The organism is Paenarthrobacter sp. NPDC090522 (genome assembly GCF_044769225.1).
Taxonomy (GTDB): domain Bacteria; phylum Actinomycetota; class Actinomycetes; order Actinomycetales; family Micrococcaceae; genus Arthrobacter.
The window spans coordinates 71,798-89,583 of sequence record NZ_JBIVXL010000013.1 but is presented as its reverse complement, the minus strand read 5'-3'; the positions used below and the strand labels follow the sequence as shown (position 1 = coordinate 89,583).

At 63.4% G+C, this 17,786-nt stretch carries 16 protein-coding genes; 8 read left to right on the top strand and 8 right to left on the bottom strand.

The genetic code is table 11. From position 1 onward, the window contains the following. Positions 1–746: 746 nt before the first annotated feature. The 5 genes from trxA to ACIQT2_RS16850 all read right to left on the bottom strand — a co-directional run bounded on the left by trxA (position 747) and on the right by ACIQT2_RS16850 (position 6,608). Positions 747–1,073: a thioredoxin gene (gene trxA, locus ACIQT2_RS16870; protein ID WP_387437532.1), complete on the bottom strand. Its 327-nt coding sequence runs from the start codon at positions 1,071–1,073 to the stop codon at positions 747–749. A 33-nt stretch (positions 1,074–1,106) separates the two neighbouring features. Next, complete coding sequence (trxB, locus tag ACIQT2_RS16865) at positions 1,107–2,063, bottom strand: thioredoxin-disulfide reductase (RefSeq protein ID WP_400334940.1); 957 nt, start codon at positions 2,061–2,063, stop codon at positions 1,107–1,109. A 240-nt stretch (positions 2,064–2,303) separates the two neighbouring features. Continuing rightward, entirely contained in the window at positions 2,304–3,929 is a 1,626-nt protein-coding gene (locus ACIQT2_RS16860) for an ABC transporter substrate-binding protein (protein ID WP_402948642.1), read from the bottom strand. A gap of 139 nt (positions 3,930–4,068) precedes the next feature. Then, positions 4,069–6,078 carry a murein biosynthesis integral membrane protein MurJ gene (gene murJ, locus ACIQT2_RS16855; protein ID WP_402948640.1) on the bottom strand — a complete coding sequence of 670 codons (2,010 nt, stop codon included), beginning with the start codon at positions 6,076–6,078 and terminating at the stop codon, positions 4,069–4,071. A 26-nt stretch (positions 6,079–6,104) separates the two neighbouring features. Next, complete coding sequence (locus tag ACIQT2_RS16850; protein WP_090822121.1) at positions 6,105–6,608, bottom strand: NUDIX hydrolase; 504 nt, start codon at positions 6,606–6,608, stop codon at positions 6,105–6,107. Between the two features lie 196 nt (positions 6,609–6,804). Between ACIQT2_RS16850 and ACIQT2_RS16845 the strand changes: the two genes are divergently transcribed. From ACIQT2_RS16845 to ACIQT2_RS16825, 5 genes are all read left to right on the top strand, one after another. Continuing rightward, entirely contained in the window at positions 6,805–8,271 is a 1,467-nt protein-coding gene (locus tag ACIQT2_RS16845) for a CCA tRNA nucleotidyltransferase (protein ID WP_400334946.1), read from the top strand. Beyond that, the gene (locus tag ACIQT2_RS16840; RefSeq protein WP_397324211.1) at positions 8,272–8,853 is read left to right on the top strand and encodes a histidine phosphatase family protein; all 582 of its coding nucleotides are present in this window, start codon (positions 8,272–8,274) and stop codon (positions 8,851–8,853) included. Between the two features lie 588 nt (positions 8,854–9,441). Continuing rightward, the gene (locus ACIQT2_RS16835; RefSeq protein WP_400334948.1) at positions 9,442–9,582 is read left to right on the top strand and encodes a hypothetical protein; all 141 of its coding nucleotides are present in this window, start codon (positions 9,442–9,444) and stop codon (positions 9,580–9,582) included. Between the two features lie 166 nt (positions 9,583–9,748). After that, positions 9,749–11,239 (top strand): glycosyltransferase family 87 protein, encoded by a 1,491-nt coding sequence (locus ACIQT2_RS16830; protein WP_402948637.1) that lies wholly within the window; start codon positions 9,749–9,751, stop codon positions 11,237–11,239. Beyond that, positions 11,232–12,674, top strand: a complete 1,443-nt coding sequence (locus ACIQT2_RS16825) for a phytoene desaturase family protein (RefSeq protein WP_402948636.1) — start codon at positions 11,232–11,234, stop codon at positions 12,672–12,674. The genes ACIQT2_RS16830 and ACIQT2_RS16825 overlap by 8 nt, the downstream gene beginning before the upstream one ends. Positions 12,675–12,685: 11 nt before the next feature. Here the strand turns inward: ACIQT2_RS16825 and ACIQT2_RS16820 are convergent, their stop codons facing one another. Next, positions 12,686–13,291: an NAD(P)-dependent oxidoreductase gene (locus ACIQT2_RS16820; RefSeq protein ID WP_402948634.1), complete on the bottom strand. Its 606-nt coding sequence runs from the start codon at positions 13,289–13,291 to the stop codon at positions 12,686–12,688. An 83-nt stretch (positions 13,292–13,374) separates the two neighbouring features. Between ACIQT2_RS16820 and ACIQT2_RS16815 the strand changes: the two genes are divergently transcribed. After that, complete coding sequence (locus tag ACIQT2_RS16815; RefSeq protein ID WP_400334956.1) at positions 13,375–13,773, top strand: winged helix-turn-helix transcriptional regulator; 399 nt, start codon at positions 13,375–13,377, stop codon at positions 13,771–13,773. Between the two features lie 48 nt (positions 13,774–13,821). On the opposite strand, the gene ACIQT2_RS16810 is transcribed toward ACIQT2_RS16815, so the two are convergent. After that, positions 13,822–14,520: an ABC transporter ATP-binding protein gene (locus ACIQT2_RS16810; protein ID WP_402948632.1), complete on the bottom strand. Its 699-nt coding sequence runs from the start codon at positions 14,518–14,520 to the stop codon at positions 13,822–13,824. 23 nt (positions 14,521–14,543) lie between these two features. Further along, positions 14,544–15,623, bottom strand: a complete 1,080-nt coding sequence (locus tag ACIQT2_RS16805; RefSeq protein WP_402948630.1) for an ABC transporter permease — start codon at positions 15,621–15,623, stop codon at positions 14,544–14,546. Positions 15,624–15,818: 195 nt separating this feature from the next. Between ACIQT2_RS16805 and ACIQT2_RS16800 the strand changes: the two genes are divergently transcribed. Together ACIQT2_RS16800 and ACIQT2_RS16795 are read left to right on the top strand one after the other, a co-directional pair. Next, positions 15,819–17,111 carry a sensor histidine kinase gene (locus ACIQT2_RS16800; protein WP_402948628.1) on the top strand — a complete coding sequence of 431 codons (1,293 nt, stop codon included), beginning with the start codon at positions 15,819–15,821 and terminating at the stop codon, positions 17,109–17,111. Next, complete coding sequence (locus tag ACIQT2_RS16795; protein ID WP_402948626.1) at positions 17,108–17,764, top strand: response regulator; 657 nt, start codon at positions 17,108–17,110, stop codon at positions 17,762–17,764. Before ACIQT2_RS16800 ends, ACIQT2_RS16795 begins: the two co-directional genes overlap by 4 nt. The last annotated feature ends 22 nt before the right edge of the window (positions 17,765–17,786 follow it).

Sequence of the window (17,786 nt, the reverse complement as noted above, 5' to 3'; positions counted from 1 at the left end):
GTAGGTGAAGGGTGCGGCGGCCCCAATTCAGCAGCTGGAAGCCCGATGGAGGGCGCATGGGGTGGAAAACAATCTTCCTGATGGGCGAATTGGGAATCTGATCGGTGGCAAAGGGTGAACTGCATGGACCGTGACGTGGAGGGGCAGAGCAAACGGAGTAGCCGGCTGAGCGAAGTGGATCCGCGCAGCTTCGCAGCCGATAGCTGAACCAGACGTCGGTGAAAGAAGGGTCGGTCGATCAGTGCAAGCCCGCCTCCCGTCCAGGAGGTCTCGTGTTGTCTCGGATATGGTTCCACACCTCATCGGGGTGGATCGCAGATGCTGTGGCTCCAAAGCTCAGATGAACTGAGAGTTCGCACTAAGCGCTCGTTCCACGTGAAACATTGCAGAACGTCGTGGATTGGTTCAGCCAGCGTCCATCGCAGGACTGCTCGAAGAGTTGATCGGGTCCGCGGCTCGCCTCTTCGTAACGCCGGGTCCAAGACGGATAATTCAAGAGGTCGCTCAGCACTGCAGTGTCGTATCCTACGAGCCGTCACAGAAAGTGTGTTTTCGTGCCGCCCCAAAGAGCCCACTCCAGGTAAGCCACGCCAAATTTCTCTCGACTGGCGAAGTACAGGGTTCCCTGGCCAAGGACTGCCACTAAAGCAACCGCTAGGGATTCATTTCCGAAAAAGCCAGAAGCCGACGGCTACCTTGTCCCCATAAGGGGCAGGAGCCGCCGGCTTCCGACGGTGAATCAGGAACTAGGACAGGACGTCCGAGAATTCCTTTTCGAAGAACTGCTTGGGCTTGGCGCCGATGACGGTGCTCTTCACCTCTCCCCCGCTGAAGAGGTACACAGCCGGGATGGAGGTGATGCCGTACTGGGCTGCGATAGCGGGGTTGTCGTCGACGTTCAGCTTAACGACGTCCACCTTTTCGCTGTACTCGACCGAGATTTCGTCGAGGATGGGACCGAGCTTGCGGCACGGACCGCACCACTCTGCCCAGAAGTCCACGATAACCGGCTTCTCGGAAGCCAGGACATCCGTGCTGAAGCTTGCGTCAGTTACGTCTTTGGCGTTGCTCATAACTTTTCCCTTCGTATGGTTGCTGGATGCAGCTTAGGAGTGCAGGTCGGCCAGGTAGTGCTCTACGTCGAGAGCCGCCACACAACCGGAGCCCGAGGCTGTGATGGCCTGGCGGTACGTGGGGTCGATGACGTCGCCAGCAGCAAACACGCCCTTGATGTTGGTACGCGAGCTGCGGCCTTCAACGGCGATGGTTCCTTCGGCGGTGAGGTCCACCTTGCCCTTGACCAGATCGGTTCGGGGATCGTTGCCAATGGCCACGAAGACGCCCGTCACGTCGAGTTCGGACTCAGTGCCGTCCACGAGGTTCTTGAGCTTCAGGCCCGTGACCTTGTCGCCACCCAGAACGTCCTCAACGGCCGTGTTCCACACGAAGTTGATCTTCTCGTGCGCTTGCGCCCGGTCACCCATGATCTTGGAAGCCTTCAGGGTGTCGCGGCGGTGCACTACGGTAACGGACTTGGCGAACTTGGTGAGGAACAGTGCCTCCTCCATGGCAGAGTCACCACCACCGATCACGGCAATGTCCTGGTCCTTGAAGAAGAAACCATCGCAGGTTGCACACCAGCTGACGCCGTGGCCGGAGAGGCGCTTCTCGTTCTCCAAGCCGAGCTCGCGGTAGGCAGAACCAGTGGAAAGGATGATGGCCTTGGCCTGGAACTTCTCCCCCGTGCCGATGGTGACTGTCTTGATGTCGCCGTCGAGCTCCAGTTCGGTGACATCCTCGAAGAGGATTTCTGTGCCGAAGCGGGCAGCCTGCTTCTCGAAGTTTTCCATGAGGTCAGGACCCATGATGCCCTCGGGGAATCCGGGGTAGTTCTCCACGTCCGTGGTGTTCATCAGTTCGCCACCAGCGGTAACGGAACCAGCAATGAGCAGCGGCTTCATGTTGGCGCGGGCGGTGTAAACGGCGGCAGTGTAGCCGGCCGGGCCGGAGCCGACGATGATGACGTCACGCACCTGCGATGCGCTGTTTTCTGCAATGCTCACGTGGCGTGAACCTCTTCCTTGATCGATGCTGCGGCTTTCGGGGCAGCCACCTGACTCAACCCCCGTAAGGCTCCAAATATTCCGTTGGAATCTGGGGACAGGGAAGCACCCTGAAATCCACCATTATTCAGGGTACCGGGTGCAGGCGTGCCAAATCGAAGCGGTGACGCCAAGGTAAGTAGCAGAAGAGGCCGTTCTGATGAGTCAAAACGGCCTCTACTGCTACTTGGTTGGGTTGGGCTACTGGATGGTGACCTCGGCCAAACGGAGTCCGTAACCGAAACGGGTCTTTGGTGCTGCCAGCTTGGGCAGGGACTTGATGACCACAATGACGTACTGTGTCTGCGCCGGAGCGGCCAGGGGCATGGTCAGCTCCGGCGAGGTGAAGCTGTTGGTGCCCACCAGCTTGGCTCCGTCCATGGCAGGACGATCGTTCGTGTAGACGCTGATGCTGCCGCCAGAGCCACCAAGCTGGTTCAAGACCACGGACTTAACCTCTGCGGGTTCCTTGAGCTTGACTACCAGCGGCATCTCACCTGAAAGCCCGCCCCAGTCGGGAGTCGCGAACTCCATATCCGACCAATAGCTGGCTGCGTTGCCGTCGAACGCCTTCACGAGGTCCTTGTCGAAGGACGCCGCGAATTCGAAGTTACCCAAGCGGGTGATTTCCTGGATGGCCGGCGGAGCAGCCGGGGGCGCAGTTTCCGATGGGGTCGGTTCGGCGGATTCGGAACCGGAGGCCTGTGGTGCCGTGGTGTCTTGGGTAGCCGCTGGCTTGGAGCTGGGCAACAGGCTGCCGAGGTTGGTGACGGCGAGGACCAGGCCCACAACCAGCACGGCGGCGAGCAATCCGCCAACCAGCCAGCGCAGGGAACGGGGTTCGCGCTGGGGCGCCTCGTCCTCGTAAACCTCGTCGTCATAGTCATCGGCCGCGGCCGCCGATGCCGGGAAACTGCTGGCCGCACGGTCGTAACCCGAACCGGAGCCACCGGTAGCTGCTTCTCCGCTAAAGCCGTAGTCTTCCTGGGACCAGAGCGAAACCTTGGGTTCCGTGGATGGCTGCGGCGAAGAAACCGGAGCGGCCGGCTGTGCGGATACCGCCTGGGTGGGGGGCTGCGGCGAAGAAACCGGAGCGGCCGGCGGGGTGGACACAGCCTGGGTGGGCGGTTGTGCCGGTGCGCTCGGCAGGTCCGACCCCGAGGAGCCAGCGCCAGCACCGGCGTCGTTCGTCTTGGAACCGGCGTTTTTCAGGGCTGCGGCGGCAGCGGCACCGGCCGCACCGGCGCCTGCAGCCGCGGCAGCGATCTTGGCGCCGAACCCCTTGCCCGCGGCAGGTGTCGCTTCGGGCTTGGGAGGCACGTTGCCCGCGGGCGCAGCGGGGGCCTCGGGAGCATTCTCGCTATGGATGGGGTAGCCGTCGTTGTCGTACTGGATGTACTCGGCTTCGTGCTCGTCATCCTCATACAGGCCGTCGTATGTTTCGGGCTCGTAGGTGCGTGACTGGCCGAAGATCTCGGTGCCGAGGGCCTCCGTGAAGAACGGTTCCACGTAGGGCGGGTTGGTGGCGACCACCAGGTCCAGCAGGTCAGGCGCGGTGCTGTGGTTGGTGATCAGGTACGTGGTGTTGTCGCTGACTCCGAGGTCCAGGATCTGGACGTGGCCCGGGCGCTCCCCCGTGGCGACTTCGCGGGCGCTCTGGGCTACCTGCTCGGCATTTCCGGGTCCGGCAACAAGGATGCTCACGGGACGGTTGAGGACTTGGTCCACGCCGTCGAGCACCAGATCTTGGTCATGCGAGGTCAATACGGTGGCCGTGACCTTGTAGCGGCCGCCAAGTACTGATCCGACGTCGATCGGGTGGGACACGTGTTCCTCCTAGGCTGTCCGGGAGCTGCGGGTCCTGCAGGCGGGCACCCACTGAGCCGGGAAAACCGCTTTTGCAACTACCTATATTCGTTTCTAGCCTAGCCGATAGCCGCCCTGCGCCCACGTCGGCGCCGCCGCTTTACCTCTTCCTGTTGTCCTCCACAGGGAAGTAGGGATTCCGTCCAGCCTCGCCCTGGTAGGTCCGGCGTCCGGGCAGCGGTACCTGGGGACGGAACTTCCCGCCCATGGCCGTACTGGGCACATCTTCGTCCGGAATGTACTCGGCTGCGCCAACCACATCAGGGTGGCGCTCGACGGCGGGTTCCGGCTCGAGTGCCGGGCCGGCCCTGAAGGATGCGGCGTCGAATTCGCCCGAGATGCGCGGAATCAGGCCGGTATCGTCCGAGACCGTGGCGCGTGCCGCCGTCGTGGGTTCAGCAGCGGCGCCGGCGGGGACCGGAACGCCCCGGCCCAGGCGGCCCAGCAACGGTCGCAGCAGGTCGCGAAGTTCGGTGACGCGGAAAACCCGCAGCAACAGCAGGTAGGCAACCAACATGACAGGCCCGACGACGACGACCGTCACCAGGGCGGCGGGCCGGCTGCTCCAAGCGAATCCGTCGGCGCGGTAGCTGCCGAGCAACCACAGGGCCAGGGCCCCGGCAATGGCCGAGCCAAGGCCTGCGTAGCCCATACGGATATACGAGTTGGCGATGCGTGGACCGTCGAGGTGGCCCAGCAAGCGGCGAAGGAACACCACGCTGATCACCACGGAAAGGATGTTGCCCAGGGTATAGAGGACGGCGATCGCGTAAATGATCTGTCCCACCGGCAGGAACTGGATGATGAACGCGCCCACCACGTAAACCACGGCCAGCAGCAACTGAACGTAGAGGGGTGTGCGGGCGTCCTCGTTGGCATAAAAGACGCGGGACATCATGAAGTTGGCGCTCATGAAAGGGGTGCTGAGGGCAAGGATGGTCAACGTCTGCGCCAGCATGACGCCGTCCTGTGGCTCACCGCCGGAGAAGAACATGCCCAAGGGGCCGGCGAGGGCGAACAGTGCCAAGGCACCGAACACGGTGGCGACCGCCATGGTCCGGAGGCCGTGCGACAGGGCGTCGCGGAGTTCTGCTTTGTTGCCGTCCTGGGACGCACGGGTCATGCGGTTAAAGAGGACAGTGGCCAAGGACAGGGCAATGATCGAGTGGGGCAGAAGATACAACTGGCTCGCGACCTCGAGGACCGCGTTGCCGGGAAGCGTGGAGGCCGCGGTGGTCTCCCCCGCGTTGCTCAGCCGAAGCCGCTCGGCGCCGGGAATCGTGGCGATCCTCATGACATAAAGGAACGCCAACTGCCCGACGGCGGCAGTCAGCAGCGTCCACACGCTCAGCTTCGCTGCCTGGCCCAGTCCAACGCCCCGCCAACCGAAGCGCGGCCGGAGGCCCAGCTTCAGCCTCAGGACCGGTATGAGCAGGATGGCCGTCTGGGCCACCACGCCGATGGTGGAGAAACCGGCCACGAAGAAGGTCTGTACCGGTCCCCAGTTATCCAGCGTGTGCGGATTGGTGATGTTGGCACCAAGGATCCAGATGAACATCCCCAGGCCCGCAATGGCCACGAGGTTGTTCAGGATGGGAGCCCACATGGCAGGCCCGAACGCTCCGTGGGCGTTGAGGACCTGGGTAAGGAGGGCATATAGCCCGTAGAAGAGGATCTGTGGGAGGCACCAGAACGCGAAAGTGACCGCGAGGGCCTTCTGCTGCTCCGAGTAGTCCTGCGTGGTGAGGTCGATGACGAGCGGTGCCGCCAACGTTACGATCGCGGTCAGGGCCAGGAGCACCAGGACTGCGAGGGTCAGGAGCCGGCTGAGGTAATCCGCTCCACGGTCCTCGGCCTTGCTCGCCTTGATGATCTGGGGTACCAGGACGGCATTGAACACGCCACCGGCAACCAGGAGGAAGATCAGGTTGGGCAGGTTGTTCGCGTTAATAAAGGTGTCAGTGACCGTGGAACCCAGGCCCAAGGCGGCACCAAGCATCCACGTTTTAGCGAAGCCAAGGAACCGGGAAACCAACGTTCCCGCGGCCATGATGGCGCTGGAACGTGCTTCTCCGGATTGAACGGACTGGGTTGTTTTGGCTTCAGACATCGCCTTTATCGTCCCATGTACCCGGCTCAGAGGTGTTCCGGCAGCACTTCCCGTGCCAAATCGGCGATGCGGCGTTCATTCGGGAAGGAGAGCTTCCGGGCCAATTCCTGGATGGGAACCCACGCAGCGTCCACTGCTTCCTGGTCCGGATCGTTCTCGATGGTCAGCTCGCCGCCGGTGGCCTGCAGGAGGAAATGGTGGACCGTCTTGTGCACGCGGTGGCCGCTGACTGTGAACCAGTAGTCAATGCTTCCCAACGGGGCCAGGATGCTTCCCTCGATGCCCGTTTCCTCCGCGATCTCGCGAACGGCAGCTTCCTCGTTGTTTTCGCGGCCTTCCGGGTGTCCCTTGGGCAGGCACCACTCCAGCCGGCCACCCCTGTTAAGGCGGGCGATGATCGCAACCCGGAGTTCGCCGTCGGACGTGTCCACCACGACGCCGCCCGCCGATACTTCCTCGACAGTGGGAAGCGAGGCCTGGACCGGGTGCTGCGGGGCAGGCGCGACGTGCGCGCCGATTGCCGACGGCAACGGTGCGTTTGTCCTCCTGCCGGGAGCGCTCGGTACGGGATTGGCCATGAAGTCCACTCTAACGACTCTTGCCCTCGAGTGATGACCGGGACATGGCCGCAAGGTGGACTGCAAAAGACAGCGGTTCCGCAGCACTGCGTATTTGCTGCCTTCCGTGGCCCAACGCCGCCCAAAAATCTGCCAAGCTTAAGGGACTATGGCGCACGTACTGGACAGCTCTTCTGTTAACTTCACCATCGACCCGGTGGTGCTCGATCTCGGGCAGCGCTTTGTCGATGCCGGATTCGAACTGTCGCTGGTAGGCGGCCCCGTGCGCGACCTTTTCCTGGGCAGGACCTCCCCGGACCTCGATTTCACCACCGATGCCACACCGGACCAGACCATCTCCGTCATCAGGAAATGGGCGGACAACTTCTGGGAGATCGGTCGCGCCTTCGGGACCATCGGGATGCGCAAAGACGGCTTCCAGATTGAAATCACCACGTACCGCGCCGAGGCCTACGATGCCGATTCACGCAAACCGGTAGTGGCGTTCGGAAACTCCCTGACGGACGACCTCCTTCGCCGCGACTTCACCATCAACGCCATGGCACTCAAGCTGCCCAGCCTGGAACTGGTTGATCCTTTCGGCGGGGTCCGCGATCTGCACGCGTCCGAACTTGCCACGCCGGGAGCTCCCGAGGCCTCTTTCTCCGACGATCCCCTGCGCATGATGCGGGCAGCCCGTTTCGCCTCGCAGCTTGGAGTCTCCGTCCATGACGACGTCCGGCTGGCCATGTCCCAGATGGCTGATCGCATCAAGATCATCTCGGCAGAACGTGTCCGTGACGAACTCATCAAGCTCATCAATGGGGCGCAACCCCGCGTCGGCATCGACCTGCTGGTGGACACGGGGCTGGCTGAGTATGTCCTCCCGGAAGTTTCCGCCCTCCGCCTCGAATCCGACGAGCACCACCGGCACAAGGACGTGTACCAGCACTCGCTGCAAGTCCTGGAACAGGCCGCGGACCTGGAGACGGGTCTGGACGGCGCGGTCCCGGGTCCCGACTTTGTGCTGCGGTTTGCAGCCTTGATGCACGACGTCGGCAAGCCGGCTACGCGCAAATTCGAACCGGGCGGCGCGGTAAGCTTCCGGCACCACGACGTGGTGGGCGCGAAGCTGACGGCGAAACGCATGAAAGCCCTGCGCTTCGACAACGACACCATCAAGGCTGTCGCACGGCTGGTTGAGCTGCACATGCGTTTCTACGGTTACGGCGATGCCGGCTGGACGGATTCCGCGGTACGCCGCTACGTGACCGATGCCGGACCTCTCCTGGAACGGCTGCACCGGCTCACCCGCTCGGATGTCACCACACGCAACCAGCGCAAGGCCGACCGCCTGTCCTTCGCCTACGATGACCTTGAACAACGCATTGCCACCTTGCTGGAACAGGAATCGCTGGCAGCCGTTCGGCCGGACCTGGATGGCGCGCAGATCATGGCGCTGCTGGGGCTCAAGCCGGGACCCGTCGTCGGACGCGCTTACAAGTTCCTCCTGGAAGAGCGCATGGAACACGGACCGCTCTCCCCTGAGGAAGCCGAGTCCAAACTCCTGGCGTGGTGGGAAGACCAACCCGAGTCCGCCGCCGTCGATCCTGAAACCGAAACTGAGGAGCCTTAATTGAACGCCGCGACCTCCCCGCGCCCGCAACTCTGGATCCTTCGCCACGGCGAGACGGAATGGTCCAAGAGTGGCCAATACACGGGACTCACCGACCTTCCGCTGACGGTGGAGGGTGAACAGCAGGCCGTTGAGGCGCGGAAGGTGCTGGAAGGCATCGACTTCGACCTTGTGCTGACTTCCCCGTTGCGCCGCGCGCGCCGCACTGCCGAACTGGCTGGCTTCCCGGACGCCGTGCATGAGCCGCTGGCCGTGGAATGGAATTACGGTGACTACGAGGGCATCAGCTCGGACCTCATCCGCAAGGACAACCCGGACTACCTCATCTGGACCGACGGTGTCCCCAACGGCGAAACCTTGGACGAAGTTGCGGCACGGGCAGACAAGATCATCGGCCGCGTCCTCGAGTCCGGAATGGACAACGTCCTGGTAGTGGCACACGGGCATTTCTCCAGGATCCTCACGGCCCGGTGGCTTGAAATGGATGCCACCCAAGGCCGTCATTTCCTGTTGGGCACAGCAAAGGTATGCACCCTTGGTTGGGACAAACGAACTCCGACGATTATCCGCTGGGGACTCTGAAAGAAGATTTTTCACATTATTTTGGTGAATTTGCGATTTTGGCTGGCCAAATACACTAATTGTGCTGTACCTTAAATCTCGTTCCCAGGGCGTCTTGCCGGGAACAAAGCGTGCACTCCCCGGTTAGTCTGCCGGGTTGATTGCCTTGGCGGGCTGCTTACGGCCAGAGAAGGAGGTTGGGAAAAATGATTACTTTGACTAGCGGACGGAAGATGACTTTCACTGCTGCCCCGGCCTCTGCTGCTGACGCGCGCCATTTTTGGAGCCACTGACCACTCCGGTTTCACCGGCCCGGCCTTGACGCCGGGGGTGTTCCAGATCCAGGGGTCCACCCCGGTCTGTATGAGTGCTCAGTTGTGCGAGCGGACCGCAGTACGTCGCGGGTACGCAGTTTCCCCATAGTTCGGAACCAGCTTCTTGTTGGGTTAATTGCCCGTATTCTTCGTGCGGACAATTCGTGTTCCACTGTTCCGGTCTGCTCACTAGTCCATTAATTCCGGCTATTTGTGCCTTTTCGACCCTTGAATTCAATGGGTCTATTTATTGTGCCCAAATTCCGGCCGTTCACCCAAGGAAAGGAGGTGAACCGTGCCCAGGAACCTCAAGGAACTGCGCTTCTTCAAGAGCACCGATGCTCCCAAGGACCGCACCCTGTTCAACGGCCAGCTGCTCGACCAGCGCCGTGAAGACGTTTACGTCGTCCTGCACCAGATGGGAGTCATCCGCTGATGCCTCCCCCACCCGAAGGAGTCTCCGGTGCCGCATGGTCACGCTGAACCCTTGGAAGCCCGCGCGGCTACGCGTGGGCTTCCCCCTTTTAACGCGAACCACCATGGCACGTTAACGCGAACCACCATGGCACGGGCGACCGCTTGCCGGACTGTAAGCTCGACTCATGCAGGAGACGAAGCCGCACCGGCAGCGAGAACGGGCCCGCTTTGTGGTTCCCAGCCGCAGCGACTCTTTGCTCCGTAACTTCACCGAACTGGTAGGTGGTCCGCTCGGCCGCCATTCCTCGCCGGGCAAGATCTCCCCCGGACCGTTCACTGTGGAACGGGTGCTCATTATCTTGACTGTCCTGGCCGCATTGTTGGCTGTGCTGGCCAAGGACTATTGCCGGGCCAACGGCTGGGAAACCCCCTCACAGTTCTACGCCACCTGTTATTCAGACTTCCCCGAGTTGTTCAAGAACCGGGGGCTGGGAGACGGCGCCTTCCCCTTCTTCACCCAAGGAAGCCTCTTTGAGTATCCGGTGCTCATGGGCATCATTGCAGGCCTGACGGCGCTGCTGGTTCCGGGCAAAGGCGTGGGCAACGAACGGATCCTCGGGTACTTCGACGTCAACGCGACGCTCATTGTTGCTGCGTGGATTGTCACGGTCCTCCTGACGGCCCGCATCAACAGGCGCCGTCCTTGGGACGCAGCGATGGTGGCCCTTGCGCCGGGGATCATCCTTGCCGGCTTCATCAACTGGGACATGTGGGCAGTAGTACTCCTGGCCCTGGGCATGTACTTTTTTTCGCGCGAAAAATTGGTGTGGGCAGGCATCTTCATCGGACTGGGTACGGCAACCAAGCTCTACCCCCTCCTGATCCTGGGGGCTGTGCTGGTCCTGGCCCTGCGGACGGGTCGCCTCCGTGCCTTCTTCATCACGGCCGGCGCCACGGTGGCGTCCTGGCTGGCGGTCAACCTGCCCTTCGCTGCGATTGACCCGGCCGGCTGGCGCTACTTCTTCGAGTTCACCCAGAACAGGCCAGCTGGATACAGCTCACCGTGGTTCGCTTTCAACCTGGCAGCGGACAGGCTCCACTGGACGCAGCTCAATGCGGCAACGATCAACTCGCTGGCCCTTTACCTGTTCGTCATTGCGTGTGCCCTGATCGGAATCCTCGCGCTGACAGCTCCCAGGCGTCCGCGTCTGGCCCAGCTCGCTTTCCTGATAGTTGCCGCGTTCATCCTGACCAACAAGGTGTACTCACCCCAGTTCGTCATCTGGCTCATTCCGCTGCTGGCCCTGGCCCGCCCACGCTGGCGTGACTTCCTCATTTGGCAGGCAGCCGAGGGGCTGCACTGGGCGGCCATATGGATGTATCTGGGTCAGGCGACCAGCGGCGGCGCACCCCAGCACAACATTGACATGTCCGCGTACGTGCTGGCGGTGGTCCTCCATATGGTTGCCACGGCCTACCTGATGGCCCGCGTGGTGATGGACATCTGGGATCCTTCGCAGGATCCTGTGCGGGCATCGGGTGAGGATGATCCGCACGGTGGCCCCTTTGCAGGTGCAAAGGATTGGCTGCGGATCGACCTTGCCCGTCCTTCCGCGTCCGCCCTGCCATGGCGGTCTAAAGCACCCCGGCGCGAGGAGGCTGCCAGCGATGGCTGACGTCGCCGTCGTCGGGTCCGGTCCAAATGGATTGGCAGCAGCGGTGGTTATGGCGCGGGCCGGCCTGGACGTGCACCTCTACGAGGCCGGCGCGACGATCGGCGGCGGAACCCGGACATCCGAGCTTATCCGGCCGGGCTACCTGCACGATGTCTGCTCGGCGGTCCATCCGATGGCCGTGGCATCGCCGTTCTTCAGGGCGTTCGAGTTGGCCAAGCGCATCGAGTTGCTCGTACCCGAGGTGCAGCACGGCGCTCCCTTGGACGTGGGCGGTGCTGCCGTGGCCTACCAGTCCCTGGAACGTACGGCCGACGAACTTGGCAACGACGGGCCGGCTTATCGGCGTTTGCTGCAGCCCCTGCTGGAGAGAGCCGCGGGAATTGTGGACATCTCTTCCTACCAGTTGCTGCGGGCTCCACGGGATCCGCTCGCCGCCTTGCGATTGGGGCTGGCCACCCTGGACCAGGGCACACCGTTCTGGAATCGACGTTTCAGGGAGGAAGCGGCGCCCGCCCTGCTGACGGGCGTCATGGCGCACGCGGTGTCCGCGCTTCCATCGCTGACCGCTACGGGTGCCGGGCTGATGCTTTCCTTGCTGGCCCACGCCGGCGGTTGGGTCATTCCGGTGGGAGGTTCGCAGTCCATCGCGAAGGCTATGGCTGACGACCTTGTTGAGCATGGCGGCACCATCCACACAGGGCAAGCCGTTGAATCACTCCACCAAGTGAGGCCGGCCAAGGCGATACTGCTTGATGTGGCTGCTCCGGCACTGCTCCGGCTGGCTGGATCCGAGGTGCCGGACAGATACCGGAGGGCCCTGGAAACATTCCGGTTCGGGAATGCAGCGTGCAAGGTGGACTACATACTCTCTGAGCCCGTGCCATGGCGCGATCCTGCCTTGGCCAAGTCCGGAACGGTGCACGTGGGAGGCTCCAGGGCCGCGATGGCCGAGGCGGAGAACCTTGTAGCCATGGGGAAGCATCCCAGCGAGCCGTATGTCCTGGCGTCACAGCCGTCCTTGGTGGACTCCACCCGGGCACCAGCCGGGCGGCACATTCTGTGGACCTACTGCCATGTTCCGGCTGGTTCGGACGTGGACATGGGAGAAGCCGTCACTGCTCGCCTTGAGCGGTACGCGCCGGGCTTCCGCGACGTGGTGGTGGCTTCAAAAACCACGACGGCGGCAGGGCTGGCCGCCTACAACCGCAACTACGTGGGTGGAGACTTCAGCGCTGGAATGATGAACCTGCGGGGCTTGCTTCGCCGGCCGGTGTTCTCAACAGTTCCTTGGCGGACCCCGATTCCGGGTGTGTACCTGTGTTCGTCCTCCACCTCACCGGGACCCGGAGTGACAGGCATGCCCGGATACAACGCGGCGAAATATGCCTTGAAGGATATATTCCAGAAGCGTGTACCCGGGCTGGGCCTGGCGTAGTTCTGCCCGCGCTAGTTGGCCGCGGTGAAGCGGGAGCGACGGTGGGCCGGGCTCTCGATTTCGTCCAGCATGGCTACGGCGTAGTCCTGGGAGGAGATGGAATTGCCGGCCGGGGTGTCCTTTGCCACCTTGTACTCGCCCGTGCGCTCACCCGGCTGGATGAGGGGTGCGGGCGCGAAGACGGTCCAATCAAGGGACTCGGGGCTCTGCTTGACGGCTTCGAAGGCCTTGGCGGCCGTGGTGGCTTCGGCCTTGTAGGCTTCGGGGAAATCCGGGGAGTCGAGCAGTCGGACGCCGTCGACTGTCAGAGTCCCTGCGCCGCCGACGATCAGGAGGCGGGTTCCCTCCGCGTTGCTGTAAGCCGTAGCCATGGCATTGAGCCATTCCGCATGGTCACCGCCGGTGCGGCTGGGTCCCGTTGCCAGCACGACGACGTCGTGGTCTTTTGCAATGGAAGCGAACGCCTTGCTGTCGGCCTGATCGGCTGCCTGGGCGGCGGCGCCGGGAACCTCGGTTCCCTTGCGGGAGATGGCGGTGACGCTGTGGCCGCGGGTCAGGGATTCCTTGACGATCTGGCTGCCGACCATGCCCGTTGCGCCGTAGACTGCGATTTTCATTGCTCTCCTTGGGGTTGGTATCCTTGCAATGACACAAAGGTATCCATTGGATACTGATAGCTTCAAAGGAACCTAGTTACCTCATGGATACCAATAGCCTCCCCGGCAACATTCTCGACCCCGATTGCCCCTCCCGCGTGATCTTCCAGCGCATCGGCGACAAGTGGGCTTCGCTGGTGATCCAAGTCCTGGGCGATGGTCCCGTGCGCTTCTCCGAGCTCCGCAAGATGGTCAGCGTGGTCACGCCGAAGGTCCTGACCCAGACCCTGCGCGCCCTGGAACGCGATGGACTGATCACCCGCACCATCCATGCCCAAGTTCCACCCCGGGTGGACTACGAGCTCACCCCCATGGGCCGTTCCCTGCTGCAACCCCTGGGCATGCTGCGGGAATGGGCCGAGAGCCACGTGCCCAGCATCCTGCAAGCCCGGGACGCGTATGACGATGCCCAGGACGAAGCCGTGCTCGGCGCCCCCAACTAAGTCGCAATAGTGCGCGTTATGAGGGCTCAAAACGCGCACAACTGCGACTTAGTTGGGCGGGGTGGCTGGGACGACGGCGCGGCTGATGCGGCCGTCGCGCATGGTCGCGACGGAGTCGGTCAAGGGGAGGAATTCGGTGTCGTGCGTGACCATGACGGTTGCCGTTGAAAACTGGTCCGTCACATGGCGCAGGAGACGAACGATAGCCTCACTCCGCTCGTGATCGAGCGCCGCCGTGGGCTCGTCCACCAGCAGGACCGTTGGCTCCCCCATGAGGGCCCGTGCGATATTGACGCGTTGGCGCTGGCCGCCGGAGAGCTGGTGCGGACGCTTGTTCGCTGCCGCGCTGAGGCCCACCACATCCAGCAGCTCCCCAGCCCTTAGACGGCCGTCCCTTGCCGCCTTCCCCCGCAAGTGCTCGCCAACCAGCAACTGCTCGACGGCGGTCAGTGAAGGCAGGAGGTTGGGTTGCTGGAAGATGATGCCCACTTTTTCGCGGCGCAGTCTGGTGCGTTCGGCCTCCGTCACTGCGGTGACGTCTTCGCCGTCAATGACAACAACGCCTGAGGTGGGTTTGATCAGTGTTGCGGCCACGGCCAGAAGCGAGGATTTTCCGGATCCAGAAGGACCCACCAAGGACAGGAACTCGCCTCGACCCACCCGAAGATTAACGGAGTCAAGGGCTTTGAGGGTGGATGAACCGTCGGGATATTCGAGCGTGACGTTGACAAGGCTGAGAACAGACATGTGTATTCCTTTCCGGGAATGGATCAGTTGCCGCCGAGGGCAAGGAGGGGATCAACTGTGGTGACGCGTCGAACGGCAAGGGCGGCACCGGCCAGGCCAAGCACCAGGACGCCTGCAACGGGAAGCAACGTGGTCATGGGTGTTACCAAAAAGGGCGCAGCCTTCGAGGCCGCCCATCCCCCGGCAAGTCCCACCGCGCCACCCGTGGCGGTCCCGGCCAGTAGAACCAAAGCAGCCTGGGCCAGAGCGTCCCGGAGAACGTAGCCGGTAGACCCACCCAAGGCCCGGAGGACGGCGATGTCGCGGGTGCGTTGCACGGTCCATACGGTCAGGAATGCCACGATCACCAGTGCAGAAATGCCGTAGAGGAAGGCCTGCATCAGCATCAACGAGCCGTTCTCACTCTTGTACGACCCCAAAGCCTGGAAGGAACCCAGAACGTCAGAACTGACCGTCCCGGCCGCCGCATTGGCGGCGTCGGCACTCACGGAGGCGCCGGCGTCGTACGTGACTCCCAAGACGGTTGCCGTATTCGGTGCGGCGTGCGCAATGCTTCGCCAGTCCGGCAAGGTGGTCCAGACGACGCCCGTGTGCGAGTACCACTGGTCCTCAACTACGTCCGCCACGGTCAGGTCAGTACCGCCAAGGCGTACGCGGCTGCCGGGTTGGAGGGCCAGGTCCTTTGCCACGGTCTGGCCGATCACCACGGTGCCCTCGCCAACGATGGAAGGGGCCAGTGCACCTCCGAAGACCGCCACGTTGGCCGTTCCGGTGGCCGATCCATCGCCGGCCAGGGACTGGAAGCGGGTCTGGCTGATGCCGAGGGCCTGAACTGACGAGACGCCCGGTTGGTCGCGCCAGGCCTGGAGCTGTCGCGAGGATACTTCGGACTCCGTATACGAGGCCTTGGGTTCGCCGCCGGCCGGTGCGCCGAAGACGATCTGTTGGACCGGCAGGTTCTTGATGGCCGACGTCGACTGGTCGCCAAGTCCGGCGGTCAACCCGGAGAGCATGACGAGCAGGAGGGTGATGAGGGCCACCACACTGCCCATAAGTGCGAAGCGGCCCTTCGCGAAACGGATGTCGCGGATGGCAAGAAACATCGGATTCCTTCGGTTGGGTGCGGGCTTTGTCCCGGCACACTCCACTTTTCCGTCCGGCATGCTTGGGCACATCGGAAGCGGGGTGGATTACCAGCGGACGTGGGGTTGAGGGGTCCATCAACCGAATGGTTGATTCAGGCGTGATTCCGCGGTTTTCGGGCTCATCCGCTCTGCGGCGCGGATACGCTGGGAAGCGTGAATGCACACCCCGGAGAAGACCGACTGGAGACGCCCACAGGCGCCATCCTCCGCGTCCTCCGGGTGAGCCTCCATGTGGGTTTCGCGGTGCTGTTGCTGGTGGCGGTGATCCGGTTGCTGGCAGGCGCCGGCGCGGCGCCCTCGGCCGTGGCCCTGGCCGCTGGCCTGGGACTTTCCGGCGCCCTGGCACTTGTCTACCTGGCCGGGACGGTGCTGGAGAAGCGGCACGCGAGCGGTGCGTCGCTGTTCGATCCCACCCCCTACGCGCGCTGGTGGTTGGCCACCGTCATGCTCCTGTGGCTGCTGCTCCTGCTGGTCAGCGGCGATTTCGCCTGGGTGGCCTTCCCGCTCTTCTTCCTCCAACTGCACATCCTGCCGCGCCGGGCGGCGCTTCCGGCAATCGTGGTGAGTACGGCGCTGCTGGTGGGCGCCCTCTGGTTCCACGGCCGGGGAACGCCCGACGGCGGATTGCAGCTTGCGATGATCCTGGGGCCACTGTTCGGGGCGGGGTTCGCCGTGGTCACGGGCATGGCGTACCGCGCCTTATTCCAGGAAGCCGAAAGCCAACGGCTGGTTGCCGACGAACTCCGACGGACCCGCGCCGAACTCGCACGCACGCAGCACGAGGCCGGCATGGTCTCCGAACGCGAGCGTTTGGCCCGCGAAATCCACGACACGTTGGCCCAAGGGTTCTCCAGCATCATCCTGATGGGAAGGTCGGCGGAAAAGGCCCTGGCGGATGGACAACCGGAGACAGCGCAGGAGCGGTTGAGGACTGTCCAGGAAACGGCTTCGGCCAACCTGGCTGAAGCCCGGAGCTTTGTCCGTGGCCTGCGGTCTCCCGACCTGGCGCAGTCGGGGTTGGTGGATACCCTGTCCAGGCTCTGCGCGAAGACGGAGACGGAAGCCGCTGCCAGGGGGACCGATCTGCGTTGCCGCTTCGAGTTGGTGGGCTCCCCCGTGGAGCTCCCCGGTTCCTACCAGACCACCTTGCTGAGGGCGGCCCAGGCTTCCCTCGCGAACGTGTGGGCGCACGCCCACGCCCATGCCGCCGTCGTGACCCTGTCCTTCCCAGGAACCGAGGTGACGATGGACGTCTTCGACGACGGCGTTGGTTTTGATTCCACGACGCTGGCCGGCACGGCGAGGGGCGACGGAACCGGCGTCGGGCTTTCGGGGCTGCGTGAGCGGCTTGCCGCCCTGGACGGGAGCATGGAGATTGAGTCCGCACCGGGAGAGGGGACGGTGGTGGCCATCCGCCTGCCGCTTCCCGAGGAGGGTGCGGCATGAGCGGGATCCGTGTGCTCCTGGTGGATGACCATCCCGTGGTCCGCGCAGGGCTCCGAGCCATGCTGGCCGATTTTCCGGGCGTCAGCGTCGTGGCAGAGGCCTCCGATGGTGCTGCGGCGTTGGTGGAGCTTCGACGTTTGGCTGCCTTGGAAGAGCCGGTGGACCTGGTGCTCATGGACCTCCAGATGGGCACCGGCATGGACGGAGTCACGGCAACGGGCAAGATCAAGGCCGGTGAGGGCGGGACTCCCCCGCCCCCGGTGCTGATCCTCACCACGTACGACACCGACGCCGACATCCTCGCGGCCGTGGAGGCAGGAGCGAGCGGCTATATGCTCAAGGACGCCCCACCGGAGCAGATCCTGCAGGCAGTTTCACAGGCCGCAGCGGGGCAGACGGCGCTGGCCCCGGAAGTTGCGGCACGGCTTATGGGACGGATCCGCAACCCGTCGCCGGCGCTGAGTGCCAGGGAAGTCCAGCTCTTGGAATTGCTGGCAACGGGCATGGGCAACCGGGCCATTGCCAAGCAGCTTTTCATCTCGGAGGCCACCGTGAAGACGCACCTGGTGCACATCTACTCAAAGCTCGGCGTGGACAACAGGACGGCGGCGATTGCCGTGGCCACGCAGCAAAGGATCATCCGCGGTCGGTGACCGTCCGGGGTGTGGGCGCAAC

What these genes read in the sequence shown, in the direction of transcription:
- ACIQT2_RS16805 (WP_402948630.1), bottom strand. Translation starts at nt 15,623, where the DNA reads ATGTTTCTTGCCATCCGCGACATCCGTTTCGCGAAGGGCCGCTTCGCA.
- ACIQT2_RS16795 (WP_402948626.1), top strand. Translation starts at nt 17,108, where the DNA reads ATGAGCGGGATCCGTGTGCTCCTGGTGGATGACCATCCCGTGGTCCGC.
- trxA (WP_387437532.1), bottom strand. Translation starts at nt 1,073, where the DNA reads ATGAGCAACGCCAAAGACGTAACTGACGCAAGCTTCAGCACGGATGTC.
- murJ (WP_402948640.1), bottom strand. Translation starts at nt 6,078, where the DNA reads ATGTCTGAAGCCAAAACAACCCAGTCCGTTCAATCCGGAGAAGCACGT.
- ACIQT2_RS16820 (WP_402948634.1), bottom strand. Translation starts at nt 13,291, where the DNA reads ATGAAAATCGCAGTCTACGGCGCAACGGGCATGGTCGGCAGCCAGATC.
- ACIQT2_RS16810 (WP_402948632.1), bottom strand. Translation starts at nt 14,520, where the DNA reads ATGTCTGTTCTCAGCCTTGTCAACGTCACGCTCGAATATCCCGACGGT.
- ACIQT2_RS16825 (WP_402948636.1), top strand. Translation starts at nt 11,232, where the DNA reads ATGGCTGACGTCGCCGTCGTCGGGTCCGGTCCAAATGGATTGGCAGCA.
- ACIQT2_RS16845 (WP_400334946.1), top strand. Translation starts at nt 6,805, where the DNA reads ATGGCGCACGTACTGGACAGCTCTTCTGTTAACTTCACCATCGACCCG.
- ACIQT2_RS16830 (WP_402948637.1), top strand. Translation starts at nt 9,749, where the DNA reads ATGCAGGAGACGAAGCCGCACCGGCAGCGAGAACGGGCCCGCTTTGTG.
- ACIQT2_RS16815 (WP_400334956.1), top strand. Translation starts at nt 13,375, where the DNA reads ATGGATACCAATAGCCTCCCCGGCAACATTCTCGACCCCGATTGCCCC.